Source organism: Candidatus Thiodictyon syntrophicum, assembly GCF_002813775.1.
GTDB classification, from domain to species: domain Bacteria; phylum Pseudomonadota; class Gammaproteobacteria; order Chromatiales; family Chromatiaceae; genus Thiodictyon; species Thiodictyon syntrophicum.
Genome location: NZ_CP020370.1, coordinates 720810 through 744511, shown reverse-complemented (window position 1 = coordinate 744511; position 23702 = coordinate 720810). Strand labels below are relative to the sequence as shown.

Genomic DNA, 23702 nt, shown 5'->3' with positions numbered 1-23702 from the left:
GTCGTTCCGGCGGGGTCCCGGCGCGTCCTCGCACCATCCTGATCCCGGCCCCGATGCCCCGCGATGGTGCGCCCCGCCCCCATTCGGCCCATCGCCCGGCCTCGCGCCGCCCCCCGATCGCCCTCAGCCCCATCACGCGGCCATGGCACAGGGAATGCTTGCGCGTTATGATCGGCGGTCGCGCGTCGTCGGCCGAAACTCAATGGCCGGCGACGCTCAAGCCCCCGTTTCCAGTTTCCTGCCTGGTGGACGCCTCAAGCGGCCACCAGTTGGGGTCCGAAGACACCGGATTTCCGGGGATTGTGTCGGTCGGCCCGGGTCAAGCGACCCCGGCTGTTGCCAGGTGGATACGTGACGCCCAGCGCGACACAGTCCCAACCGTCATGCCAGGTACCTACGAGGTCAGCGATGAGCCTGCGTGCCCTTCCGCCCGCACAGGGTCTCTATAACCCAGCCAACGAGCATGACGCCTGCGGCGTCGGCTTCGTCTGCCATATCAAGAATCAGCAAAGCCACGCCATCGTCCGGCAGGGTCTGGAACTGTTGCAACGCCTGACCCATCGCGGCGCCGTGGGTGCCGACCCGCGGGCCGGTGACGGGGCCGGCATCCTGCTCCAGGTCCCGGACGCCTTCTTCCGGGCGGAGTTGGACTTTGAACTGCCGCCCGCCGGGACCTACGGCGTGGGCATGGTCTTCCTGCCCCAGGACCCGGCGGCGCGGGAGCAGACCCAGGCAACGGTGGAGCGGCGCCTGACCGAGGGCGGGCAGCGGGTGCTCGGCTGGCGCGACGTGCCGATGGACAACACCGTGCTCGGCAAGAGCGTGCTGCCGACCGAGCCCGTGGTCCGCCAGGTCTTCATCGCCCGCGGCGACAACTGCCCGGACGCGCAGTCCTTCGAGCGCAAGCTGTTCGTGATCCGCAAGCGTATGGACAACGAGATCCGCGCGGCCGGCTTCGACAAGACCGCCTTCTACGTGACCTCCATGTCCGCGCGCACCATCACCTACAAGGGGATGCTGCTCGCCGACCAGGTGGGTTCCTATTATCTGGACCTGCAGGACGAGCGCGTCGCCTCGGCCCTGGCCCTGGTGCACCAGCGCTTCTCCACCAACACCTTCCCGACCTGGGATCTCGCCCACCCCTTCCGGATGATCTGCCACAACGGGGAGATCAACACCCTGCGCGGCAATCTCAACTGGATGGCGGCGCGCCGCCACACCATGCGCTCGGAGGTCCTGGGCGATGATCTGGACAGCATCTGGCCGCTGATCCCCGAGGGCCAGTCGGACTCCGCCAGTTTCGACAACGCACTGGAACTGCTGGTGATGGGCGGCTACAGCCTGGCCCACGCCATGATGCTGCTGATCCCCGAGGCCTGGGCCGGCAACAAGCAGATGGACACCAAGCGGCGCGCCTTCTACGAGTATCACGCGGGCCTGATGGAGCCCTGGGACGGCCCCGCCGCCGTCGCCTTCACCGACGGCCGCCAGATCGGCGCCACGCTGGACCGCAACGGCCTGCGCCCGGCCCGCTACCTGGTCACCAATGACGATCTCGTGATCATGGCCTCCGAGATGGGCGTGCTCGACATCGAAGAGTCGCGCATCGTCAAGAAGTGGCGGCTGCAGCCCGGCAAGATGCTCCTGATCGACCTGGAGCAGGGCCGCATCATCGACGACGCCGAGATCAAGGCGGCGCTGGCCGGCGCCCACCCCTATCGCGAGTGGCTCAACCGGACCCAGATCCACCTGGACGACCTGCCGACCAACGTCGCCCCCATGGCCCCGGACGCCGACACCCTGCTCAATGCCCAGCAGGCCTTCGGCTATACCCAGGAGGACATCAAGTTCCTGCTCACCCCGATGGTGGTGACGGGCCAGGAGGCGGTCGGCTCCATGGGTGCGGACAACCCGCCCTCGGTCCTGTCGCGCCGCGCCAAGCACCTGTCGAGCTATTTCCAGCAGAACTTCGCCCAGGTGACCAACCCGCCGATCGACCCGATCCGCGAGGAACTGGTCATGTCGCTGGTGTCGCTGATCGGCCCGCGGCCCAACCTCCTGGGCATCAACGAGGCCGGCAAGCACTGGCGTCTGGAGGTCAACCAGCCGGTCCTGACCAACCAGGACTTAGAGCGCGTGCGCCACATCGACGACAACTCGGGCGGTGCCTTCCGCACCCGCACCCTGCACATGGTCTACCCCTCCACCGAGGGCGCCTCCGGCATGGGCGCGGCCCTGGAGCGCCTGTGCCAGGAGGCCGAGCAGTCGGTGCACGACGGCTACAATATCCTGATCCTGTCGGACCGCAACACCAACCTGGACCAGATCCCGATCCCGGCCCTGCTCGCCACCTCCGCGGTGCACCATCACCTGATCCGTCAGGGGATGCGCACCAGCGCGGGCCTGGTGGTGGAGACCGGCGCGGCGCTGGAGATCCATCACTACGCGGTCTTGTCCGGCTATGGCGCCGAGGCGATCAACCCCTATCTCGCCTTCGACACCATCGCCTCGCTGCTGCCGGGCTTCGCCGAGAAGCTGAGCTTTGAGGAGGCGCAGAAGCGCTATATCAAGGCGGTCGGCAAGGGGCTATTGAAGGTCATGTCCAAGATGGGCATCTCCACCTTCCAGTCCTATTGCGGCGCCCAGATCTTCGATGCCGTGGGCCTCAACACCCCCTTCGTCAAACGCTACTTCACCGGCACCCAGACCACCGTCGAGGGCATCGGTCTTGAGCAGGTCGCCCAGGAGGCGGCGCGCTGGCACGCCGAGGGCTACGGCAACGAGCAGATCTACCGCACCCAGTTGGACGTGGGCGGAGATTACGCCTTCCGGCTGCGCGGCGAGGACCACGCCTGGACCCCGGACAGCATCGCCAAGCTCCAGCACGCCGCGCGCGCCAACAGTTGGGAGACCTATGAGCAGTTCGCGCGCCTCATCAACGAGCAGAACGAGCACCTGCTGACCTTCCGCGGGCTCATGGACTTCAAATGGGCCGAGGTTCCGATCCCGCTCGACGAGGTCGAACCGGCCAAGGAGATCGTCAAGCGCTTCGCCACCGGGGCCATGTCCTTCGGCTCCATCAGCTACGAGGCCCACTCGACGCTCGCGAAGGCGATGAACGCCATCGGCGGCAAGTCCAACACCGGCGAGGGCGGCGAGGAGTCCGAGCGCTTCAACCCGCTGCCGGACGGCACCCGCAACCCCGAGCGCTCCGCCATCAAGCAGGTCGCCTCCGGCCGCTTCGGCGTCACCACCGAATACCTGGTCAACGCCGACGACCTCCAGATCAAGATCGCCCAGGGCGCCAAGCCCGGTGAGGGCGGCCAATTGCCCGGCCACAAGGTCAGCCCCTGGATCGCCCGGGTGCGTCACTCCACCGCCGGGGTCGGCCTGATCTCCCCGCCGCCGCACCACGACATCTATTCGATCGAGGACCTGGCGCAGCTCATCCATGATCTGAAGAACGTCAATCCCAAGGCGCGGATCTCGGTCAAGCTGGTCTCGGAAATCGGCGTCGGCACCGTCGCCGCGGGCGTCTCCAAGGCCCATGCCGACCATGTGACCATCGCCGGCTACGACGGCGGCACCGGCGCGTCCCCGCTGACCTCGATCAAGCACGCCGGCTCCCCCTGGGAGATTGGTCTCGCCGAGACCCATCAGACGCTGGTACTCAACAACCTGCGCGGGCGCATCGCGGTGCAGGTCGATGGCGGTCTGCGCACCGGCCGCGATGTCGTCATCGGCGCCCTGCTGGGGGCCGACGAATTCGGCTTCGCCACCGCGCCGCTGATCGTCTCGGGCTGCATCATGATGCGCAAGTGTCATTTGAACACCTGCCCGGTCGGTGTCGCCACCCAGGACCCGGAACTGCGCAAGCGCTTCACCGGCCAGCCCGAGCACATCATCAACTACATGTTCTTCGTCGCCGAGGAGATGCGCCGGATCATGGCCCGCCTGGGCTACCGGACCGTCAGCGAGATGATCGGCCAGTCCGACCGCCTGGAGATGCGCCGCGCGCTCGACCACTGGAAGGCCCAGGGCCTGGACTTCACCCGCCTCCTGATGAAGCCCAAGGTCGGCCTTGAGGTCGCCATCTCCAACCGCGAGACCCAGGACCACGGCCTCGACCAATCGCTCGACCACGACCTGATCAAGCAGGCCCAACCCGCCCTGCAACGCGGCGAGCCGGTCGCCATCGAGACCCGGGTGCACAACTACAACCGCACCTTCGGCGCCATGCTCTCCGGCCGGGTGGCGGAGCGCTACGGCCACGCCGGCCTGCCCGAGGACAGCATCCACATCAAGGCGCGCGGCACCGGCGGCCAATCCTTCGGCGCCTGGAGTGCGAAGGGCGTCACCATCGAATTGGAAGGCGAGGCCAACGACTATGTCGGCAAGGGCCTGTCCGGCGGGCGCCTCATCATCTACCCGCCGCGGGACTGCGCCATCGCGCGGGCCGAAGACAACATCATCATCGGCAATACCGTGCTCTACGGCGCCATCAGCGGCGAGTGCTACTTCCGCGGCGTGGCCGGCGAACGCTTCTGCGTGCGCAACTCCGGCGCCACCGCGGTGGTCGAAGGCGTCGGCGACCACGGCTGCGAGTACATGACCGGCGGCATCGCCGTGGTGCTGGGTCACACCGGGCGCAACTTCGCCGCCGGCATGTCCGGCGGCATCGCCTATGTGCTCAATGGCGACGGCACCTTCGAGGACCGCTGCAACCTCTCCATGGTCGAACTGCAACCCATCACCCCGGAGGACGCGGCCCTGGAGGCGCTCGACCACCAGGGCGGCGACCTGGAGGGCCACGGTCTGGTCGACGTAAGCCGCGACATGACGCGCTTCGACGCCCAGCGCCTCAAGGGCCTCATCGAGCGCCACCTGCACTACACCAACTCCGAGGTCGCCCGCCGCATCCTCGATGACTGGGAGGCGTACCTGCCGCGCTTCATCAAGGTCATGCCGGTCGACTACAAACAGGCCCTGGCCGAGATGCAGGCCAATCAAAGCCGTCCACCCCAACCCACCAAGCAGCGCCCGATCAAGGTCACGCGGGAGATCAGCCATGGGTAAGCCGACCGGATTCATGGAACATGACCGGCGCGACCGCCGCTACGAGCCGGTGTCCGACCGTGTCGTCAACTATCAGGAGTTCGTCATCCCGCTGACCGACGCCGAGGTCAGCACCCAGGCCGCGCGCTGCATGGACTGCGGCATCCCCTTCTGTCACCAGGGGTGCCCGGTCAACAACATCATCCCCGACTGGAATGACCTGACCTACAAGGGCGACTGGCAATTGGCCATCGAGGTCCTGCACTCCACCAACAACTTCCCCGAGTTCACCGGCCGCATCTGCCCCGCCCCCTGCGAGGCCGCCTGCACGCTCAACATCGGCGACGCCCCGGTGGCCATCAAGACCATCGAATGCGCCATCGTCGACAAGGCCTGGGAGCAGGGCTGGATCAAGCCCCAGGTCCCGGAGCGGCGCACCGGCAAGCGGGTGGCCGTGGTCGGCTCCGGCCCCGCCGGGCTCGCCTGCGCCCAGCAACTGGCGCGCGCCGGCCACCAGGTCGCCGTCTATGAGAAGGCCGACCGCATCGGCGGCCTGCTGCGCTACGGCATCCCGGACTTCAAGCTCAGCAAAAAGCTCATCGACCGGCGCCAATCGCAGATGCGCACCGAAGGCGTCGAGTTCCACACCCACGCCCACATCGGCCGCGACATCCCGGTCGCCAAGCTGCGCGCCGACTACGACGCCCTGGTCCTGGCCGGCGGCTGCGAAGCGCCCCGCGACCTGCCGGCACCCGGCCGGGAACTCTCGGGCATCCACTTCGCCATGGACTTCCTCACCCGCAACAGCAAGCGGGTGCAGGGCTCCTATGTCCCGGATGACGAGTTCATCAACGCCAACGGCAAACGGGTCCTGGTCATCGGCGGCGGCGACACCGGCTCGGACTGCATCGGCACCTCCAACCGCCACGGCGCCAAGTCCGTCACCCAGATCGAGATCCTGGACAAGCCGCCGGTCCGGGAAGACAAGGGCCTGACCTGGCCCGATTGGCCGAACAAGCTGCGTACCTCTTCATCGCAAGAGGAAGGCTGCGAGCGCCACTGGAACGTGCTCACCAAGGGCTTCATTGGCGACGACCAGGGCCGGGTCCAGGCGGTCAAGTACTGCCTGGTGCAGTGGGACAAAGACGCTCAGGGCCGCTGGCAGATGTCCGAGGTTCCCGGCTCCGAGGCCGAGTTCAAGGCGGACCTGGTGCTGCTCGCCATGGGCTTCGTGCACCCCGTCCACGTCGGTATGATCGAGGCGCTGAAGGCCGAGACCGGGCTGGAACTGGACCCGCGCGGCAACGTCAAGGCGACGACCGAGGGGGTGGGGGCCTACCAGACTTCGGTGCCTGGGGTGTTCGGGGCGGGGGATATGCGGCGTGGGCAGTCGCTCGTCGTCTGGGCCATCCGCGAGGGGCGGCAGTGTGCGCGGGCGGTGGATGAGTGGTTGATGGGGCGGTCGGATTTGCCGCGATAGGAGCGGGGGCGTCCCGCCCCCGGGGGCAGTCGAGAAAGCGGCCTGCGGGCCGCTTTTTCTTTGCCGGTCCGACTGGTGTAACCTACCCCGTAGCTCCTACTGCGAGACCAGCCCCATGATCGCAACCGCCAAACTCGAGACCACCGGCCACCAGCAGACCCTACGCCTGCCCCCGGGCTTTGAACTGGCCGGCGAGGAGGTCTGGGTGCGCAAGGATGAGGCGACCGGCGAGATTACCCTGAGTTCCAAAGCACCCGGTCCCGACGAGGACCGCTTGACGCTCCTGTTTGCCCTCCTGGACGAATCGCCATTACCGCACGACTTCCTCGCCGAGCGTGAAAACCCCGTCGAGAGTCCCCGCAACCCCTTGGAAGACTGGACGGAATGATCCGGTACCTGGTGGATACGGACATCGCAAGCTACTTCCTCAAGAAGCATGACATGGCACTGGTCGCTCGCGTCCGCACCGCGCTGCGGGCGAATCAGGTCGCGATTTCCGCCGTGACCCGGGCCGAACTACGTTACGGACAGGCGCTCTTGCCAGCCGAGGCCGCGCGCCGCCGCGCTTTGATCGACGCGTTTCTCGCCGATGTGCCAGTCCTGGACTGGGGAGCACGGGCTGCCGACCGGTACGGCGCCGTGGCCGCGGACCTACGGCGAAGAGGGCAGCCGATCGGGTGCATGGACACCAAGATCGCCGCCCATGCCCTGGCCGAGGGTCTGATCCTGGTCACGAACAATCTGGATGACTTCGGGCGGGTTCCGGGGCTGCGGTTGGAGAACTGGCTCCGCTAGCGGGCGCTTCACGACCAGCGCTAAGCATCCCGACGAGGGGTAAACCGGGGCACGTCCCCGATTTACGTTCCGCAGGCATGCCGTATCCGATCCACTCGGGCGCTGACGAGTTCTCCATCAGGGAATCGACCGAAGAAACTCAACCAGCCTCAACCGAGACACCGGCGGGAGGCGCGCCAGTACCGCGATCAGTTCGCGCTCTTCTTGGGACACGGCTGGAACCGACGGTCCCCAACTGACCGAATGCTCCTCGCCTACCGCTGGATCGTAGTCCCGACGCCCCCTACCCGTCGCCAGCCACTCGAAGCGGACCCCCAAGACCGTTGCGACACCGGCGAGATGCTCCACGCTCGGCACCGTTTTTCCCTGCTCCCAATGGCCGCAGGCGCCCCTGCTCACGCCGACCGTCGCTGCCAGGTCCGCCTGCGACAGGCCCTTGACCTCACGTGCCTCGCGGATTCTTTCGGAAATCGACATGGGCGCAAGGATAGTATTGCTATCCCCACGCCGGTACGATAGTATCGGCATCCGTGCGGAAAGAGACCGTTACTATCCTTCGATCCTCGTCAACCGGCGTCCCCGGTGCGCCGTTAGCGCCGATCAGCGAAGCATGGAGTGGCCCGGCACCCGGCGCCGGATCGCAGCGCGGGCAGCGAGCGGCCAGGCCGGGGCACGAGAGGCCCTGCTGGACAAGGCGACGCAAGGGTGTCGCGGGGCTTTGGAAGTCCGGCACTTCCAGGCGGGCTCGATCTGATGTCGTTCATCCGACGGAGACTCAGTAGGTCACCATTCAACTGACCCAATCGCGTTCAGATGACATATTAGCGGGGAAAACGCTATGAAACCCATGCTCGGCGCAGTTGTTACGTCACTTTTGCTCATGGCACGTGCAGAGGCTTGCACCACCACCTGGAACATAACGCTTGAGACCTTCGGCGAAGGTGTCACCGTTGAGCTTCGCTCCGGCGTTCCTGGAAACTCAGCCGCCGTGGCAACTCGACGCAGTTCCGGAGGCCAAGTCCAGTTTGGAAGCCTCTGCGCGGGGGACTATTTCCTGGCAATCGGCAACGACGACAGCGTGAATGTGACGCCGGTCCGCAAATTTCAGAACGGCTCAAGTTATTCAAGTAGCATCACCGTGACCCGTAGCACCGGAAACGTGGCACAGCGCTCACGCCAGTCTTTGTAGGTCTGGTGAAAAGCGCGACGGCCAAAGGTATGGTGCCTGAAGTCATTTGCGTCCATGAACGCCGCGCCCCACTCTCGGGGGAGATGGGGCCGAGTGCCTTATACGACAGCAGAGATCCCCCAAAATTGAACCTGGAAGCGACCGCCCGTCGAAGTCAAGGAGGTCCAGCGCCCGCTGACCCGGGTCGCCCCGATTCCAGCCAGTGTCCGCACCCGAACGACAACAAACTGAGGAGATACGGCCATGCTTCGCGTCTTGTCCAGAATCATTCTTGTCGGCTTCCTCGTCTTCGCCTCATTATCCGGCCGCGCCGAAGAGTTGGCCCCCGCCGATCGCGTAAAGCTTCTTGAGGGCTCTCGGATACCAGCGGGTAGCCAAATCACTTTCGGCCCCAACCAGAAGGTCGCGAAGCTCGAGATCCCGGCTGGCGGGACCTTGAAATTCCCCAAGGGCTCCATGGTGGCGCAACTGACCTTTCCCGATCCCTGCACTCTGGAGATACTCGCCGATGATACCGTCACCACGGACACGGACGGCGTATCAGCAAAGGACGGAAAACGTGGTGTCTGGATCAGCCGAGCCATGACCATAGAAGGTAAGACGGTCTACGGGTTCGTCAAGAAACAGTGACTATCCGCCAGGACCTGTGGGCAACTGTTCGCCAAAGCAGCCCGTTTCAGTTCCCAATGCGTAACACCATCGCATCCGCTGCCTCGGCAAGGCCCGACTGTGCCGCGCGGACGGCCTTGGTGCGCAGCATGCCCAGGCGGCGCGCGCGGGCTTCCCGCGTTTGTTCGAGAGTCCATTGCGTTTCCGGAAAGCAATTATGAAGAGGCTGGTAGCCGTTACCCTGTTGGTCTTCCTCGCCGGCGGTATCTTGGTCCTCCCGATTCAGGAGGCCCAAGCCGCAACCAAATCCCAGTGCTATGTCAAAGACGGCAAGCGGATATGCAAGAACACCGCCAAGACAAAGCAATGCGCCATTTGTGGTCGCCCAGCGGTGGGCTGGTGTCACATGAGAAAGATCAATGTTTGCGAGACACACCGCTATTTCACGCAGAATGGCGTGAACTGGCGTTGTCCCTGATAGCGCGAAACGCAACAACGGTCGAACGGCACTTGCGCAAGCCAAGAAGGGCCTGACCCTCGCTCACAAGCCAGGGCGCGCCTTCAGGCTGCTAGTGCGGTCGCCGCGAGCGGGCTGGTGTCGTACCGGCGCGCGACACTTTTGCTTGAACCTTGGTGTCGTCTTTATGACGATCGCCCGAAACGCCAGAAACGCCAGGAGAATCTGATGCCCACCTTTTACCGCTTACTGCTCGTGTTGCTGACCTCAGTTGCCATCGCCGGATGCGGCGCCAGCAAGGCTCTAAAGCCGGAGGACCTGGCAGCGATTCGCTCTGTGTCCGTCGATAAATCGGTCCGCATCACCAACCGGCCCTTCATCATCGGTTCTGAGGCGTCCCTGGGGGTGCTCTTCGGGGTCGCTGGGGCGGCGACGGCCGCCACGATGCAACAATCCGCCGCGGAGAAATTCACATCTTTCCTGAAGGACTCCGGGATAGATGTTGGAGAAATCGTGCGTGAGCAATTTACCCAGCGGCTAAAGCGCGATCCGCGATTCGGTAAGCTCGTTGCTGACGATGGCCGTGATCGCTTCCTACTCGAAGTGCCGGTGTTCGGCATCACCAAGACCAACGCCTTGTCTTCCTACTGGGTCGCAATGCTGCGCGTCAACTATCAGCTCAAGACGGCCGACGGCAGATTGGTGGCAGAGGACTGGGCAGCGCCAACGCCTTTCTCCGAGCAGACGAAATTTACGATGGAGGAAATCCGGGCCAATCCGAAGATACTGCGCAAGGCATTCGCGGAGCAGGCGGCGGCGGTCGTTGCCAAATTGCTTTAAGGTCGAAGCGAGAGGTCCTGGTCAGGTATTGCCTAATCACTTGGCAGCCGAGGCTGAGTCTAACGTTCGTCCAGGCATCCCCGGCGAACGCGGCTCACGCCTTGGAATTGTTCCCTTGACCCTCGGCGCCGCGGACCCCGGTCGCTGATCCGAAGGCAATCGACACAGCGGTACCGTCCCGGCAAGCAAACCACTCAACTGACGGAGAACTGAAGTGATGATGAGTTCGAGGCACAAATGGTCACTTGGCTGGGCAAGCGCCCTTTTCGGCATATCGCTCATCGGCGCCATTGCGTTTCACCCCAGACCAGCGGCGGCTGTTGGCGCGGAATCGCAAACGTTTGTTTATCTGAGCGAAAACGCCCTTACGCATTCCGGCGGGCAGGTCCTTCTTAACAAGGACATTGTCTTCTGTGATCAATCCGGAAAGAAGATATCCAGAAAGAGCCTAAAAAAGGGAGATCCCATCTTGATCGTGAGCGACAACACCGGGGTCGCCTACATCCAGAAAGGCTGGACCTGGATTCAGAAACGAGAACATTGCAAGGATATTTTCAAGTAGCACTGAGCAAAAATGAACGCTTATCGGAACGTCATCGCCTTTATCGCTGGGGCCTTAGCCTTCGCGGCAGCCACAAGTGGTTGTACCTCGGCCAAGCCTTTAACAGACGCTTCGTCAACCGTTGACGTAACAATTCTTAGGCCGGTTCGTGTCCAAACGTATGATCAACCTCAGCGGGAAAACCGTGGAGCGGAACTTCGCGGTAAGCTCATCGCACGCGGAACGGGAAACCCTGTGGGATCCCTTGAGCTATGCCTCTGGAAGTTCTCAGGATTCACACAGTCGGAAGGCACGGTGCGTATGGTTTCAAACGGAACGGACAAACTTTCAAGAACAAGTGCCGGTGGTGTATTTGCTTTCGTCGGCGTCCAACCCGGACGCTACACTGTGACTCCTACCAGTGTCCGCTTCAGCGATGTTCTGGATAACAACGGTAATCCGGCGCTTGTCGAGATATCGCCCGAGATGAAAGCGATCGACCTCGGTGAAATTCCCGTCGCTTCCCGATAGGCGTCGGAAGAAAAGGGGGCGGAGTCAAACCAAGATGAGAAACTGACTTTCCGTCAACTAAGGCTCGATGTAATGTCTTGACCACACTCACTCAGCGGAGAAAGCACGATGAAGATTCAACTCTTTGTGGCGGTGATCCTCGGCGCCATGACTGTTTCGCCGGGACATGCCGGAGGGCCTCAGCCAGGGAATTCGCACCCTGGAGGATCCGACGTATACCGTTTCGCGACGACTTATCCAAATCCGGCTTCTGACATCGAAATCACGACCACGACCAACGGAACAGGATTCAAGACTCTCAAACCCGGAGTACAGATACCGGCCACGATGGTATTGACAGGCGGCCGCACCGGCGATCCGGAGTTCATCATTGATGGCCTGGGCTCCCATGATATCAAGATCGCCATTGATAAGACGATCGGCTACACGGAATATGGGGGACTGAAGTTTCAAGATGAGGCCGTCGTGGGGATCGCGCGAGACGGCACGGTGCAGGTAGACCGTGAAGGCGTCAAGGCAACCGATGCCAAGGGCCGTCACTGGATTTCGCAGAAGCGGCAGGACGGCGAGACGCCGATTATCGTATTTGGTCTACAGTCGGCGGCCGGTGAATAGGGGGGAGGCATCGCAATAGCGGATTGTCAGGCGTTCTTGGCTTGCTGGGGGCCGGAAAATATGCCGAAAGATGACACAAATGAACAGCGGCCGAGAACGCCCATTGGGATCTTGACAATCGGGTGCTTCTCCCCAGGCAAAGGGGTAGACGTGATTCTCATTACTATCAGTGGAACCTAGCGCATGAAGAATCTCTCGATCGGGGTGGTGTTCGCGACATTTTTGACTGCCGGGTGCCAAGGGGAATTACGAGAGACACAGGGGCCGACGGACACCGCTCCTCCGGGCAAGAGGGTCCGCGTGACCGCCCAGGCAATCGAGGACGCCCACGCGAAGAGCGCACAGGACACCCCTTATGCCGGTGACTCCCGGTGCGGAAAGATGAACCTGACGATTAACTTCACGCTTGATGCGAGGCGCGAAGTCGTCAGGGACTTCATTGCGGCGCATTACTGCGGTGTGGACGAACTCAGCGGCGGGCTCATTTGGAAAGCACCCAAGGAAATACTGGTATCACGGGAGGGCAAATTCTCGTATCACGACGCCAATGGCAATGAGGTCAAAGGCAGTATCGCCGGCTCGGGAGCCGCTGCGGGAGAGGTGAACGCGCCCCCGATTATGATAACGTGTCGCGACGGGCAAGCTTACCGGGGGTGCACAAGATGGTCCGCCGCACCGACCCCAAGGTAGTCGAGCCAAGAACTATGGCAAGCACGGCGCGCTCAGCAACCCGACAGTTGAGTCGTTGTCCTCGGGTGAAGGCTTGCGCGCGATGCGAGCCGTCGATCACAAGCATTCCCGAGATATCATCAATGTCCGGGACACGCTATGGTGCGCCGTTGGCTTGAACGTTCTCGCGGTAATCGTTGGAGAGAGATCATGTCGACGACTATTGATGAAAAGAAACGTTTGGTGTTGGTTGGACTGGCCAGCGTATTGTTGCCGGGTTGTGCCTCTCTCCGCGAAAAGAAATGCGCCATTTGCGGGGAACCAGCCGTCGGCTGGTGCCATATGCGCAACATCCACGTCTGCGAGAGGCACCGCTATTTCACCCGTGATGGCCAAAACTGGCGCTGCCCCTAATTTTTAAATCCGAGGTAATCGGGGAAGAGCGGGTACGGGCCAGCCTGGTAGAAGATTACCCAATGGGCGGCCGAAGGGCGGGCGCGCACCATTAAGGTCCGAGGTCGCTGCCCCGGCCTGGAGCAGGCGCGCCCCGCGTTGGGCTTGATGTCAAGCCTGGTTCTCAAGCGTAGCTAATCACTAGGAGATCGCGAAAATGCCACATTTCTTGTCTGCATCAGTCATCGCTGCGGTACTTTTCCTTTTCGGAGAACGTGCGTTAGCCGTATCTGCTGGCGATCTAAAGGGCATGAAGATCGTAGGCCACTATTTTACGACACGTATTGCAAACGACAAACGGGCTCTCCAGACGCCGTCGCATCTTCGGCTGTTGGTGCTGAAGCTTGCCGTGGAACCGTCGGCTGACGATTCAAAAACTTTCTTGGATGATTTTGTCTTGCAGTATTCCCATACCGGCGGTAAAGAGGATCGGGCGAGAAGCGCTGCTATTTGTCAGGCAACAACACCGAAGCCGAGTGAAGAAGCTGGATGCGTGACGGGGGAAGGCGCCTGGATACTACTTGATAAGACGAGTTCATACTTCAGTCTTGCCTTTCCCATTGAGGGCGACGTCGGTGAGATTTATTTAGGTCGCGTTGGTGCGCAACCTGTTCCTTATACGATAGGCACTGACAGGCAATATAGTGTTCACATTGCGACGAACCAGGAGCCCGACCAGGCGCGAAGATTCACCGACGTGATCAGTTCCGGCGGTTATCAGGTCATGGATGTCGCCGAGCTGAAAGGTGATGTGTCAGGCGTAGTCATTTATTATGCTGAGAGTGCCGAAATTCAAGCTCGGGAGATCTCCCAACGCATCATGACTGAACTCAAAGTTACTCCAGCGATAAAAAAGATGGGTTTAATATCCAATGTCGATATCGCGGTATGGATTGGGGTCATCAATCAAACACCAGAAGGGGCGCGGGCCCAGCGCGGGCGGCGATAAAGCCTAATCAGAGTCCTATGAGGACGAACCAACGGCGTCGTGCGCCCTCGCGAGGCCATTGTGGACGTGGCAGCCCTCACCGCAAAAATAGGGGAGAGCCGGGGACGGACAAAGAACGGGGATGTACGCTAATATTTCCTTTGAATAATACCGGCGCGGTACGCCGGGCATCGCTCCCCACCCCCGGGGTACGGGTGACATAGTGCAGCCCCTCCGCCTCGCCCCCGTACTCGCCGTGCCCGTGCACCGGGATCACCTCCAGCACGCTATCCGGGATCGTCTTCTCCAGATTGACCAGGCCCTGCACGCACAGGTCGCCGTCCGCCGCCCCGGGATGCTCCCAGGGGAAAATAGGGGACGTAGCATGTCTTCTGCGCCGCTCAATGCAACACAGCGTCCAGACTGTCCGCGGTGAGGATACGGTCCGACCAGCGCAGCAGGGTTTCGGGATCCGCGCTGGTAATGCGTTCGCGCACCGGCTCGCTCGGAGGACCAAATTTCCGGTCGATCAGCCGCAGGAGCATAGCGGCCTCGCCCTCCTGCCAACCCTCCTGTCGACCGCGCGCAATCCCTTGCTCGATTCCCTCTTTTCTGCCTTGCTCAATGTAGCGATCGATAAAGGTTTGCATGATCGGGTCTCCGGTGGGGTTCTTTTCCAGCAGGGCGCGGACATCGTGTTCTTCCACACGCCCGGTGCCTTGGACATAGTAGCGCAGCAGGGATTCCAGGATCGTAAGCGCAGTGGCCCGGTCCTCGACCTGCTCGATCAGGGTCAGGAGGTCACTCAGCCGCGCGAGGGGCTCCTGGCTGAAGATCCAACGCATCGCCAACTGCACCAGGCGTGTCAGTACCTCGCCCTTAATCTCCGCGTTGGTGCGGGCCGAGATGTCATGTAGCGCGTAGGTAAACCGCGGCACGTAGGGCAACAATACCGCCGGAAGGGGCGCGATCAGGTCTTGGAAATTACCGGGTGCGCGCCAGCGGCGTTTGCCGTGATAAATCACCAAGGGATAGACCGGCGGAAGCAAGCGGGCCTTGGGGTGTTGCTTGCGGTACGCATCGCCCTCGGCCACGAGGTAGCGCAGCAGTTGCAGCGCGGTCCAGTGCTCGGGGCTGCTCTTGTGCTCGAACAGGACATAGATCGTCAAGGGTCCGTCGCGATGGCGTACCCGATAGACCAGATCGGAGTAGGCCGAGCGCAGATCGGCGGAGACGTAGGTGTCCTTTGAAATTTCCAGGGTTTCGAGGTCGATCTCGGCCAGCAGTTCGGCCGGCAAATGGTGTCGCAGGAAGTCCAGGGCGATCTCCCGGCGGCCGAAGCTCTCGCGGAAGAAGGTGTCGTGGGGTGTGGCGATCTCGTTCATGGCATCAGAGATTTAAGGAATAAACGGCCAGGGTCGAATCCATTGCAGCAGGGAGATGGTGGGAGGCGCCGTAGAGATGCCACCCTCGTAGATCGCTTTCAGGTATCGGGTCATGGGGAACCTCCGGGCGCACTGCGCGGTGCGGCTGATGATAGGCCCGATCCGGGCGCGGGACGGCCCCGCCGCCACCTTCACCGACGGCCGCCGGATCGGCACCACGCCGAGCCGGAACGGCGTGCGAGAGTTCCGGGGACGCCACTATTGCGTTGCGACACCAAGCCGCCACAAAGCCGAAACGTCCCGCGGCGCGCACGCCATTGTAATCGCGAAAGCCTGCCCTTGTCATTCGGCCTGGTCGATCAATAGTGCAGCCGTTCCGCAGCGCGGCCGGTACCCGTGGTGATCGCTCAGATAATCCGCAATGCAGTCCCGATCCCGTTGCGCCTGCGCTCGCTGCTCGGTCGTGAGCCCACGATCGAACTGGTCGAGCACCAGCGCGGACGTGAAGAGCATCGCAATACGCCAGAGCACGGCGCGCCGCAGGGCGGGCGCCTCGGGGCCGGTCATGCCCTGCGCCGACCCGACCAAGACATCGGCACAGTGCCAAAGTGATTGGGCCGTCGGGTGCAGTTGCGCGCTGTAACAGAACGCCTTGTAAGCCGGTCCCCACCGCAGTTCGGGGGCTACCTGGCGATTCATGACGGCCAGACCATCGTCATAGACCGCCTGTGCAAGCCAGCGGTCGGCGTCATCCGTTCCCAGCCGAAACTTCCGCAGGATAACCTCCGGTCTGGCCTCGTCGCCCGCCTGCAACTTCAATTCTCCGTCGGGTTGCGGGGAACAGCCTGCGACGATTGCGAGAATCGCCAGCGGACCGACGAGCGCGAGGGAGCGGAACTGTGTCTTATCCATCTGCGGGCGCACTCACTCGACAACCCGCAGGACGCCGACCGAAACGCCATCTCCCTTTCTTGCCACGATCAGCAGGTGATAAAGTTCTTCCCACCGGGCCGTTTCGGTGACGGTCACGCAGCCGAGCGACATGGCACCGGGATGCAGGTAACTGCGCCCCTGATGCCCGATGCGAAACCAAGTGCGCGCATGGGGCGCATCAGGATAGTTGAGACCTCCGACGTGAGGGGCGTCCGGGATCTCCAAGTCATAGAGCCCGGGGGAGACCGGCTCCACATCAGAGACCGCAGCATAGGTGGACCGACCGTCCTCGGTGCTGAGTTCCTTCTTTGAAAGGGAGAAGACCAGTTGTATCGGCGGTGTCTGTGGGTTCTCCGCGGCGAGCCGCGAGTGCTTGTCGCTCCCCAGTGAGACAGAGGCACGCTTGCCCTTCAGCGACCCTTCACGGATCACAAAATACTCGCGTCCGCCTGCGATACGCTCGACCTGCACCGCCAGCGCGGTCGGCAGGGATATTCTCTTCCTGCTCGGCTCCTCCAATACCACGGTAAATCCGTCAGAGGACGGCGGCAGGTATCGTATCGCCTCTGCCAGTTCCGCTGTGAACTCAAGTGTAAATAGCGCGGTGCCGGCGGAGCGCACGGCCCCTTTCTCTTCTACGGGTATGGCCAAGTGGAACGTCTGGAGAATTGCGGCACCGAGAGCGACCGAAAATTCCCCTGCACTCCGACCTGAGTCATTGAACACCGGATCGCGCTCCGTGACGGATGCGACAATGGGGATTACCGAGGGGTTGCTTGCGGCAGTAAATTCGGCGACTATCTTGCCGATAGAAGCACTAGCCCCAGCGTACAGGCTCTTGTTCATGGAGAAGAATACGCTGCCGGCCTGAACGTCGATAGTGATATCGTTGCCGATATTGTCGCCATCGTAACGGACCGATGCGAGACGAAGTTGCAGCAATTTCATAAGTTCACTCCCCTTCGCTTTACTGTCATTCGGTATCGCAGCATTGGCGCAGCCGACCAAGGCCGGCGAGGTGGGAGGCAATTTCGCGCTCGGAACGCAAAAATACCTTGTACGCTGGCCCCCCGCCGGAGGCCGGGTGCAATCTGGCGTTCCCTGGTTTGGCCGCGCGATCTTAAGGTTTCAGGAAAAGGTTAAGCGATTAGCGGGTTGCGGACAAGCACGCATCCACGCCGCCCGTCGGCTTGTCCTTGGGGAGAATTGGCTGTGTGCCCCGCTGCTGTTCGCCTCGACCCATCGATCGTCCAATCGGTCGGAGCGTCGGGCTGAGCACCGCGATCCATGATCTCAAGAACGTCAATCCCAAGGCGCGGATCTCGGTCAAACTGGTGTCTGAGATCGGCGTCGGCACCGTCGCCGCGGGCGTCTCCAAGGCCCATGCCGACCATGTGACCATCGCCGGCTACGACGGCGGCACCGGCGCGTCCCCGCTGACCTCGATCAAGCACGCCGGCTCCCCCTGGGAGATTGGTCTCGCCGAGACCCATCAGACGCTGGTACTCAACAACCTGCGCGGGCGCATCGCGGTGCAGGTCGATGGCGGTCTGCGCACCGGCCGCGATGTCGTCATCGGCGCCCTGCTGGGGGCCGACGAATTCGGCTTCGCCACCGCGCCGCTGATCGTCTCGGGCTGCATCATGATGCGCAAGTGTCATTTGAACACCTGCCCGGTCGGTGTCGCCACCCAGGACCCGGAACTGCGCAAGCGCTTCACCGGCCAGCCCGAGCACATCATCAACTACATGTTCTTCGTCGCCGAGGAGATGCGCCGGATCATGGCCCGCCTGGGCTACCGGACCGTCAGCGAGATGATCGGCCAGTCCGACCGCCTGGAGATGCGCCGCGCGCTCGACCACTGGAAGGCCCAGGGCCTGGACTTCACCCGCCTCCTGATGAAGCCCAAGGTCGGCCTTGAGGTCGCCATCTCCAACCGCGAGACCCAGGACCACGGCCTCGACCAATCGCTCGACCACGACCTGATCAAGCAGGCCCAACCCGCCCTGCAACGCGGCGAGCCGGTCGCCATCGAGACCCGGGTGCACAACTACAACCGCACCTTCGGCGCCATGCTCTCCGGCCGGGTGGCGGAGCGCTACGGCCACGCCGGCCTGCCCGAGGACAGCATCCACATCAAGGCGCGCGGCACCGGCGGCCAATCCTTCGGCGCCTGGAGTGCGAAGGGCGTCACCATCGAATTGGAAGGCGAGGCCAACGACTATGTCGGCAAGGGCCTGTCCGGCGGGCGCCTCATCATCTACCCGCCGCGGGACTGCGCCATCGCGCGGGCCGAAGACAACATCATCATCGGCAATACCGTGCTCTACGGCGCCATCAGCGGCGAGTGCTACTTCCGCGGCGTGGCCGGCGAACGCTTCTGCGTGCGCAACTCCGGCGCCACCGCGGTGGTCGAAGGCGTCGGCGACCACGGCTGCGAGTACATGACCGGCGGCATCGCCGTGGTGCTGGGTCACACCGGGCGCAACTTCGCCGCCGGCATGTCCGGCGGCATCGCCTATGTGCTCAATGGCGACGGCACCTTCGAGGACCGCTGCAACCTCTCCATGGTCGAACTGCAACCCATCACCCCGGAGGACGCGGCCCTGGAGGCGCTCGACCACCAGGGCGGCGACCTGGAGGGCCACGGTCTGGTCGACGTAAGCCGCGACATGACGCGCTTCGACGCCCAGCGCCTCAAGGGCCTCATCGAGCGCCACCTGCACTACACCAACTCCGAGGTCGCCCGCCGCATCCTCGATGACTGGGAGGCGTACCTGCCGCGCTTCATCAAGGTCATGCCGGTCGACTACAAACAGGCCCTGGCCGAGATGCAGGCCAATCAAAGCCGTCCACCCCAACCCACCAAGCAGCGCCCGATCAAGGTCACGCGGGAGATCAGCCATGGGTAAGCCGACCGGATTCATGGAACATGACCGGCGCGACCGCCGCTACGAGCCGGTGTCCGACCGTGTCGTCAACTATCAGGAGTTCGTCATCCCGCTGACCGACGCCGAGGTCAGCACCCAGGCCGCGCGCTGCATGGACTGCGGCATCCCCTTCTGTCACCAGGGGTGCCCGGTCAACAACATCATCCCCGACTGGAATGACCTGACCTACAAGGGCGACTGGCAATTGGCCATCGAGGTCCTGCACTCCACCAACAACTTCCCCGAGTTCACCGGCCGCATCTGCCCCGCCCCCTGCGAGGCCGCCTGCACGCTCAACATCGGCGACGCCCCGGTGGCCATCAAGACCATCGAATGCGCCATCGTCGACAAGGCCTGGGAGCAGGGCTGGATCAAGCCCCAGGTCCCGGAGCGGCGCACCGGCAAGCGGGTGGCCGTGGTCGGCTCCGGCCCCGCCGGGCTCGCCTGCGCCCAGCAACTGGCGCGCGCCGGCCACCAGGTCGCCGTCTATGAGAAGGCCGACCGCATCGGCGGCCTGCTGCGCTACGGCATCCCGGACTTCAAGCTCAGCAAAAAGCTCATCGACCGGCGCCAATCGCAGATGCGCACCGAAGGCGTCGAGTTCCACACCCACGCCCACATCGGCCGCGACATCCCGGTCGCCAAGCTGCGCGCCGACTACGACGCCCTGGTCCTGGCCGGCGGCTGCGAAGCGCCCCGCGACCTGCCGGCACCCGGCCGGGAACTCTCGGGCATCCACTTCGCCATGGACTTCCTCACCCGCAACAGCAAGCGGGTGCAGGGCTCCTATGTCCCGGATGACGAGTTCATCAACGCCAACGGCAAACGGGTCCTGGTCATCGGCGGCGGCGACACCGGCTCGGACTGCATCGGCACCTCCAACCGCCACGGCGCCAAGTCCGTCACCCAGATCGAGATCCTGGACAAGCCGCCGGTCCGGGAAGACAAGGGCCTGACCTGGCCCGATTGGCCGAACAAGCTGCGTACCTCTTCATCGCAAGAGGAAGGCTGCGAGCGCCACTGGAACGTGCTCACCAAGGGCTTCATTGGCGACGACCAGGGCCGGGTCCAGGCGGTCAAGTACTGCCTGGTGCAGTGGGACAAAGACGCTCAGGGCCGCTGGCAGATGTCCGAGGTTCCCGGCTCCGAGGCCGAGTTCAAGGCGGACCTGGTGCTGCTCGCCATGGGCTTCGTGCACCCCGTCCACGTCGGTATGATCGAGGCGCTGAAGGCCGAGACCGGGCTGGAACTGGACCCGCGCGGCAACGTCAAGGCGACGACCGAGGGGGTGGGGGCCTACCAGACTTCGGTGCCTGGGGTGTTCGGGGCGGGGGATATGCGGCGTGGGCAGTCGCTTGTTGTCTGGGCCATCCGCGAGGGGCGGCAGTGCGCGCGGGCGGTGGATGAGTGGTTGATGGGAAGGTCGGATTTGCCGAGGTAGGGCTGGCGTCCCGCCAGCCGAATCATGGAGAAAGCGGCTTCAGTGGCCGCTTCCGTAAGGGGACGGCCGACCTCCGGTGACGACCAGCCGTCGGCTCGCAAAGGGGGCGGTCCCTTGCGTAGCGCGGCGGGCGGGACTACTATCCTGCGCAGAGATTTACCGAGGAGTCGACACAAGACCCCGCCCGCGCACCCGGCAATTTCTCAAACCGACCCCACCAGGAAAACCACCCGGTGAGCATGTCGCCCCAGTCGACGACGCCAACGATGCCATGGCAATGACCCTCGCCGAAGAGACCCGTAAGACACTGTGTGACGAGTTTGGCGTCACTGGATTGGTTGAACTAATAGAGCGGGATTTTGAGGATATCTCCCCCGCGGCAGACGTGGACCGGAAAAAGGCAGCGCTCTACGCGGAGCGTAACCGCGGCTCGGTGAGACTGAGCGCCGGACGGTTCTACACTGCGACCGAGTACGTCGAGCACATCCGTAAGGTCAAGGCGCTGAACCTGCCTTGAGGGACTATCAGACATGGATTTGCCGTCCGATCCCCCGCAGGAACAGCCTACCTTGGACCAAGACATCCCGGACCTGAGGGCGCTCGCCGACCTATACGTTCAGGCCAAGGCGCTTATCCTTTATTCAGAAGAGGTCGATCCGGACTCCCGGTCCAACCTACAGGTCATCAAAGAGCTTCGCGACGCGCTCGACCACTTGATGCGGGTCATCGTGGCGCGCGTGGGAAGTCAGGCGCCGGCCGGTGCCGCCGATCCCGACTATGCGTCCCGCAACATCCACAAGTCTATCGGCCACATCTACCGGGCGGCGTTCGACGCGCTAGACGGTACGATCCTGTCGTTGCGGGTCAAGATCACTCAGGTGGTCGATAATTACCCGCTGGAAGTCCTCAACCAGGTAATCCCAAACTATTGGGACATCAAGCGGAAGCTCAACGAACTCTCCGGACAGGTCACCGAGCACCGGGCGCGAAAGGACGTGGGGGCCGAAATTGGGGCTACCCTTGACGGCTATGTCTCCGATGTAGAAGTCATCAAGCGCTTCTATAGCGAACTTCTGTCCTACGGTCCGGCCCTTGACGAATATGCCGCGAAGCTGGCTCAACAGGAACGACAGAAATCGCGCCGCGACTGGTTGATTGCCCTGGGAAGCGCCGTGATTAGTGGGCTCTTGGTGGCTTTGGGTTCCTATCTTTGGTTTTAGCATGCACTACCCGAGACTTCTTTCGGTTTCCTGGTATTTACGATGATTACGGCTGGCCTCACGCATTATCAGGTCCTCGGCATTTCATCCGAGGCTACCACGCAAGATGTAAAAGATGCTTATAGGGCGCTTGCGATGCGCTACCATCCAGACCGCGAAACCGGAGATGCAGAAAGCTTTCAGATTGTACGCAAGGCGTTTGAGACTCTCTCGGACCAGCAGTTGCGCCATGACTACGACCGGGCATTGCGAAACGCCATCGTCCTGGATGCTGCAAAGCTCGCTTCCGCTTATTGGGACAGATGCATCTGATGCAGCAACTTGACGCTCATCCCGGATTGTGGTGGTAACCGAAGACCCGCGCGCGATCCTTCGGTCGCTTAAACAGCACAGCAGAGGAAAAAATGACTCCAATAGACTCTTTCGATGAAACCTATAGTTTCTTCTGTGAGACGCTTTCATCATATCGGGATCAGGAAGAGCCAGACGCATTGGAAAGATTCCTCGCATCTACCAGGCGCACGCTTTTCGGAATCGAGAATTTCGAGTCTTTGACAGCCGATTATGTCGCGCTGGCAGTGCATCAAATGGTTCGTCTACGGGCTGGGGCGTTCCTGTCCCATTTCCTTGGGGACGGCGATATTCCGGAATGGGGTGCGATTCGCCCTCATCTTGAAGTACACCGGGACGCCCGCGACTTCATCAAGTCGTTCGAACAAGCCGACCCGGAAACCCTTGCGCTCGCGGTTTTGACAACGCTACGGTATTGGGAAGATCGACCCGGAGCGAGCGACGAGAGCGATGAGACGGACGATGACACTATTCCATATGACATGCAAGACGAGGCTTATGAAAGTGACTTTAACTAACGAAAAGGCACTGGCCTTATCGACTCAGGATATGGCAAACATGATTGTCGCCTTGGCTGAGCAGTCAGGAAAGAGCGCTGGGACCGCTCTGGAGGATTTTGCCTCCGCACGGGGGGATGAATTAGCAAGAGAGGTCCTGCGTCAAACCGACCCGCTCGTATTGGCGAAGATTTTGGGTGAACACGATTATACGATCCCGAGCATTGCAAGCTGGTTGATTACGCCGGAAATCTTGCGCGACGTCATCGAGATACAGCCTATTCACTGGGAGACGAGCATTCGCGAAGACCCCGATGCTGCCAGCCAATATGCACTGGAATTCTTCACTTACATTTTCGGTCGGGAAGACGACGCGGATCAGTTGGCTGAACTAATGGAGATCATCTCCCACTCGGATTCTGGGATCATGTATCTGCATCTTGCTCTCTATGGTTTAGAGATTATGCATACCGCAGATGCGGAAGCGAGATCGGAAACCGAAGACACGGAGGACGGTCTGTACGGGTACGACCCCGGCGCGGATCAAGCCTATGCCGAAGCGCCCGAACCCGGCTCGCGGGAATACTTATATCACCTGATCAACGGGCAGCATCCTACTCTTGCGAAAATACTTGCCGACGCGATTAAGAGCCGCAAAAGCATTTTCGGTCTAGCCGATGAAGTATTTGCGAATGCCCAGAACAAACTGGAGCAAAGGGTTACGGGATTGCAGCCCGGTGAGTCCCTCGACGATTTTTTTGCTCCCCTTGATTGATTAGCCGA

General features: G+C 62.4%; 24 protein-coding genes and 1 pseudogene. 20 read left to right on the top strand and 5 right to left on the bottom strand.

Annotated features, from left to right (window positions below):
* Nucleotides 1–408 precede the first annotated feature (408 nt).
* From gltB to THSYN_RS03225, 4 genes are all read left to right on the top strand, one after another.
* Entirely contained in the window at nucleotides 409–5076 is a 4668-nt protein-coding gene (gltB, locus tag THSYN_RS03240; RefSeq protein WP_100917877.1) for a glutamate synthase large subunit, read from the top strand.
* The gene (locus THSYN_RS03235) at nucleotides 5069–6535 is read left to right on the top strand and encodes a glutamate synthase subunit beta (RefSeq protein WP_100917862.1); all 1467 of its coding nucleotides are present in this window, start codon (nucleotides 5069–5071) and stop codon (nucleotides 6533–6535) included. Before gltB ends, THSYN_RS03235 begins: the two co-directional genes overlap by 8 nt.
* Nucleotides 6536–6650: 115 nt before the next feature.
* Nucleotides 6651–6923 carry an antitoxin gene (locus tag THSYN_RS03230; protein WP_100917876.1) on the top strand — a complete coding sequence of 91 codons (273 nt, stop codon included), beginning with the start codon at nucleotides 6651–6653 and terminating at the stop codon, nucleotides 6921–6923.
* Nucleotides 6920–7330: a type II toxin-antitoxin system VapC family toxin gene (locus THSYN_RS03225; RefSeq protein WP_100917875.1), complete on the top strand. Its 411-nt coding sequence runs from the start codon at nucleotides 6920–6922 to the stop codon at nucleotides 7328–7330. The genes THSYN_RS03230 and THSYN_RS03225 overlap by 4 nt, the downstream gene beginning before the upstream one ends.
* Nucleotides 7331–7447: 117 nt before the next feature.
* Here THSYN_RS03225 and THSYN_RS03220 read toward each other — a convergent pair whose 3' ends face one another.
* Nucleotides 7448–7807, bottom strand: a complete 360-nt coding sequence (locus THSYN_RS03220) for a helix-turn-helix domain-containing protein (protein ID WP_157817429.1) — start codon at nucleotides 7805–7807, stop codon at nucleotides 7448–7450.
* Between the two features lie 361 nt (nucleotides 7808–8168).
* Here THSYN_RS03220 and THSYN_RS33380 point away from each other — a divergent pair, with 361 nt between their 5' ends.
* Both THSYN_RS33380 and THSYN_RS03215 read left to right on the top strand, forming a co-directional pair.
* Nucleotides 8169–8519, top strand: coding sequence for a hypothetical protein (locus THSYN_RS33380; RefSeq protein WP_157817428.1), 351 nt, complete (start codon nucleotides 8169–8171; stop codon nucleotides 8517–8519).
* Between the two features lie 243 nt (nucleotides 8520–8762).
* On the top strand, nucleotides 8763–9149 hold the full coding sequence (locus THSYN_RS03215) for a hypothetical protein (RefSeq protein ID WP_100917873.1): 387 nt from the start codon (nucleotides 8763–8765) through the stop codon (nucleotides 9147–9149).
* Nucleotides 9150–9195: 46 nt separating this feature from the next.
* Here the strand turns inward: THSYN_RS03215 and THSYN_RS33375 are convergent, their stop codons facing one another.
* Nucleotides 9196–9624, bottom strand: a complete 429-nt coding sequence (locus THSYN_RS33375) for a hypothetical protein (protein ID WP_157817427.1) — start codon at nucleotides 9622–9624, stop codon at nucleotides 9196–9198.
* 189 nt (nucleotides 9625–9813) lie between these two features.
* Here THSYN_RS33375 and THSYN_RS03205 point away from each other — a divergent pair, with 189 nt between their 5' ends.
* From THSYN_RS03205 to THSYN_RS03185, 7 genes are all read left to right on the top strand, one after another.
* Nucleotides 9814–10425: a hypothetical protein gene (locus tag THSYN_RS03205; protein WP_100917871.1), complete on the top strand. Its 612-nt coding sequence runs from the start codon at nucleotides 9814–9816 to the stop codon at nucleotides 10423–10425.
* 214 nt (nucleotides 10426–10639) lie between these two features.
* On the top strand, nucleotides 10640–10987 hold the full coding sequence (locus THSYN_RS03200; RefSeq protein WP_157817426.1) for a hypothetical protein: 348 nt from the start codon (nucleotides 10640–10642) through the stop codon (nucleotides 10985–10987).
* A gap of 12 nt (nucleotides 10988–10999) precedes the next feature.
* The gene (locus tag THSYN_RS33370; protein WP_157817425.1) at nucleotides 11000–11497 is read left to right on the top strand and encodes a hypothetical protein; all 498 of its coding nucleotides are present in this window, start codon (nucleotides 11000–11002) and stop codon (nucleotides 11495–11497) included.
* A gap of 108 nt (nucleotides 11498–11605) precedes the next feature.
* Nucleotides 11606–12112 carry a hypothetical protein gene (locus THSYN_RS33365; RefSeq protein ID WP_157817424.1) on the top strand — a complete coding sequence of 169 codons (507 nt, stop codon included), beginning with the start codon at nucleotides 11606–11608 and terminating at the stop codon, nucleotides 12110–12112.
* 183 nt (nucleotides 12113–12295) lie between these two features.
* The gene (locus THSYN_RS03190) at nucleotides 12296–12802 is read left to right on the top strand and encodes a hypothetical protein (RefSeq protein ID WP_100917868.1); all 507 of its coding nucleotides are present in this window, start codon (nucleotides 12296–12298) and stop codon (nucleotides 12800–12802) included.
* A gap of 189 nt (nucleotides 12803–12991) precedes the next feature.
* Nucleotides 12992–13195: a hypothetical protein gene (locus tag THSYN_RS33360; protein ID WP_157817423.1), complete on the top strand. Its 204-nt coding sequence runs from the start codon at nucleotides 12992–12994 to the stop codon at nucleotides 13193–13195.
* 196 nt (nucleotides 13196–13391) lie between these two features.
* Nucleotides 13392–14183 (top strand): hypothetical protein, encoded by a 792-nt coding sequence (locus THSYN_RS03185; protein WP_157817422.1) that lies wholly within the window; start codon nucleotides 13392–13394, stop codon nucleotides 14181–14183.
* A 380-nt stretch (nucleotides 14184–14563) separates the two neighbouring features.
* Here the strand turns inward: THSYN_RS03185 and THSYN_RS03175 are convergent, their stop codons facing one another.
* From THSYN_RS03175 to THSYN_RS03165, 3 genes are all read right to left on the bottom strand, one after another.
* Nucleotides 14564–15547: an Rpn family recombination-promoting nuclease/putative transposase gene (locus tag THSYN_RS03175; protein WP_100917865.1), complete on the bottom strand. Its 984-nt coding sequence runs from the start codon at nucleotides 15545–15547 to the stop codon at nucleotides 14564–14566.
* A gap of 342 nt (nucleotides 15548–15889) precedes the next feature.
* A complete protein-coding gene (locus tag THSYN_RS03170; protein WP_100917864.1) occupies nucleotides 15890–16459 on the bottom strand; it encodes a hypothetical protein in 570 nt (189 codons plus the stop codon).
* Nucleotides 16460–16471: 12 nt separating this feature from the next.
* Nucleotides 16472–17428, bottom strand: a complete 957-nt coding sequence (locus THSYN_RS03165; protein ID WP_100917863.1) for a hypothetical protein — start codon at nucleotides 17426–17428, stop codon at nucleotides 16472–16474.
* Nucleotides 17429–17631: 203 nt separating this feature from the next.
* Between THSYN_RS03165 and THSYN_RS03160 the strand changes: the two are divergent.
* The 7 genes and pseudogenes from THSYN_RS03160 to THSYN_RS03130 form a co-directional block, all read left to right on the top strand.
* Nucleotides 17632–19392: pseudogene (locus THSYN_RS03160) on the top strand (GltB/FmdC/FwdC-like GXGXG domain-containing protein); the annotation flags it as partial.
* The gene (locus THSYN_RS03155) at nucleotides 19385–20851 is read left to right on the top strand and encodes a glutamate synthase subunit beta (protein ID WP_100917862.1); all 1467 of its coding nucleotides are present in this window, start codon (nucleotides 19385–19387) and stop codon (nucleotides 20849–20851) included. The pseudogene THSYN_RS03160 and the gene THSYN_RS03155, both read left to right, overlap by 8 nt.
* 277 nt (nucleotides 20852–21128) lie before the next feature.
* The gene (locus tag THSYN_RS03150) at nucleotides 21129–21368 is read left to right on the top strand and encodes a hypothetical protein (RefSeq protein WP_157817421.1); all 240 of its coding nucleotides are present in this window, start codon (nucleotides 21129–21131) and stop codon (nucleotides 21366–21368) included.
* Nucleotides 21369–21420: 52 nt separating this feature from the next.
* Nucleotides 21421–22071, top strand: coding sequence for a hypothetical protein (locus tag THSYN_RS03145; RefSeq protein ID WP_157817420.1), 651 nt, complete (start codon nucleotides 21421–21423; stop codon nucleotides 22069–22071).
* Between the two features lie 42 nt (nucleotides 22072–22113).
* Nucleotides 22114–22383 (top strand): J domain-containing protein, encoded by a 270-nt coding sequence (locus THSYN_RS03140; protein ID WP_100917859.1) that lies wholly within the window; start codon nucleotides 22114–22116, stop codon nucleotides 22381–22383.
* Between the two features lie 92 nt (nucleotides 22384–22475).
* Nucleotides 22476–22940: a hypothetical protein gene (locus THSYN_RS03135; RefSeq protein WP_100917858.1), complete on the top strand. Its 465-nt coding sequence runs from the start codon at nucleotides 22476–22478 to the stop codon at nucleotides 22938–22940.
* Complete coding sequence (locus THSYN_RS03130; RefSeq protein ID WP_172965225.1) at nucleotides 22921–23694, top strand: hypothetical protein; 774 nt, start codon at nucleotides 22921–22923, stop codon at nucleotides 23692–23694. The genes THSYN_RS03135 and THSYN_RS03130 overlap by 20 nt, the downstream gene beginning before the upstream one ends.
* The last annotated feature ends 8 nt before the right edge of the window (nucleotides 23695–23702 follow it).

Coding starts and splice junctions, on each gene's coding strand:
- THSYN_RS03235 (WP_100917862.1), top strand. CDS start 5,069: ATGGGTAAGCCGACCGGATTCATGGAACATGACCGGCGCGACCGCCGC.
- THSYN_RS03225 (WP_100917875.1), top strand. CDS start 6,920: ATGATCCGGTACCTGGTGGATACGGACATCGCAAGCTACTTCCTCAAG.
- THSYN_RS03175 (WP_100917865.1), bottom strand. CDS start 15,547: ATGAACGAGATCGCCACACCCCACGACACCTTCTTCCGCGAGAGCTTC.
- THSYN_RS03215 (WP_100917873.1), top strand. CDS start 8,763: ATGCTTCGCGTCTTGTCCAGAATCATTCTTGTCGGCTTCCTCGTCTTC.
- THSYN_RS03140 (WP_100917859.1), top strand. CDS start 22,114: ATGATTACGGCTGGCCTCACGCATTATCAGGTCCTCGGCATTTCATCC.
- THSYN_RS03205 (WP_100917871.1), top strand. CDS start 9,814: ATGCCCACCTTTTACCGCTTACTGCTCGTGTTGCTGACCTCAGTTGCC.
- THSYN_RS03220 (WP_157817429.1), bottom strand. CDS start 7,807: ATGTCGATTTCCGAAAGAATCCGCGAGGCACGTGAGGTCAAGGGCCTG.
- THSYN_RS33360 (WP_157817423.1), top strand. CDS start 12,992: ATGTCGACGACTATTGATGAAAAGAAACGTTTGGTGTTGGTTGGACTG.
- THSYN_RS03135 (WP_100917858.1), top strand. CDS start 22,476: ATGACTCCAATAGACTCTTTCGATGAAACCTATAGTTTCTTCTGTGAG.
- THSYN_RS03185 (WP_157817422.1), top strand. CDS start 13,392: ATGCCACATTTCTTGTCTGCATCAGTCATCGCTGCGGTACTTTTCCTT.
- gltB (WP_100917877.1), top strand. CDS start 409: ATGAGCCTGCGTGCCCTTCCGCCCGCACAGGGTCTCTATAACCCAGCC.
- THSYN_RS33380 (WP_157817428.1), top strand. CDS start 8,169: ATGAAACCCATGCTCGGCGCAGTTGTTACGTCACTTTTGCTCATGGCA.
- THSYN_RS03165 (WP_100917863.1), bottom strand. CDS start 17,428: ATGAAATTGCTGCAACTTCGTCTCGCATCGGTCCGTTACGATGGCGAC.
- THSYN_RS03130 (WP_172965225.1), top strand. CDS start 22,921: ATGAAAGTGACTTTAACTAACGAAAAGGCACTGGCCTTATCGACTCAG.
- THSYN_RS03170 (WP_100917864.1), bottom strand. CDS start 16,459: ATGGATAAGACACAGTTCCGCTCCCTCGCGCTCGTCGGTCCGCTGGCG.
- THSYN_RS03190 (WP_100917868.1), top strand. CDS start 12,296: ATGAAGAATCTCTCGATCGGGGTGGTGTTCGCGACATTTTTGACTGCC.
- THSYN_RS03155 (WP_100917862.1), top strand. CDS start 19,385: ATGGGTAAGCCGACCGGATTCATGGAACATGACCGGCGCGACCGCCGC.
- THSYN_RS03150 (WP_157817421.1), top strand. CDS start 21,129: ATGACCCTCGCCGAAGAGACCCGTAAGACACTGTGTGACGAGTTTGGC.
- THSYN_RS33370 (WP_157817425.1), top strand. CDS start 11,000: ATGAACGCTTATCGGAACGTCATCGCCTTTATCGCTGGGGCCTTAGCC.
- THSYN_RS33365 (WP_157817424.1), top strand. CDS start 11,606: ATGAAGATTCAACTCTTTGTGGCGGTGATCCTCGGCGCCATGACTGTT.
- THSYN_RS03230 (WP_100917876.1), top strand. CDS start 6,651: ATGATCGCAACCGCCAAACTCGAGACCACCGGCCACCAGCAGACCCTA.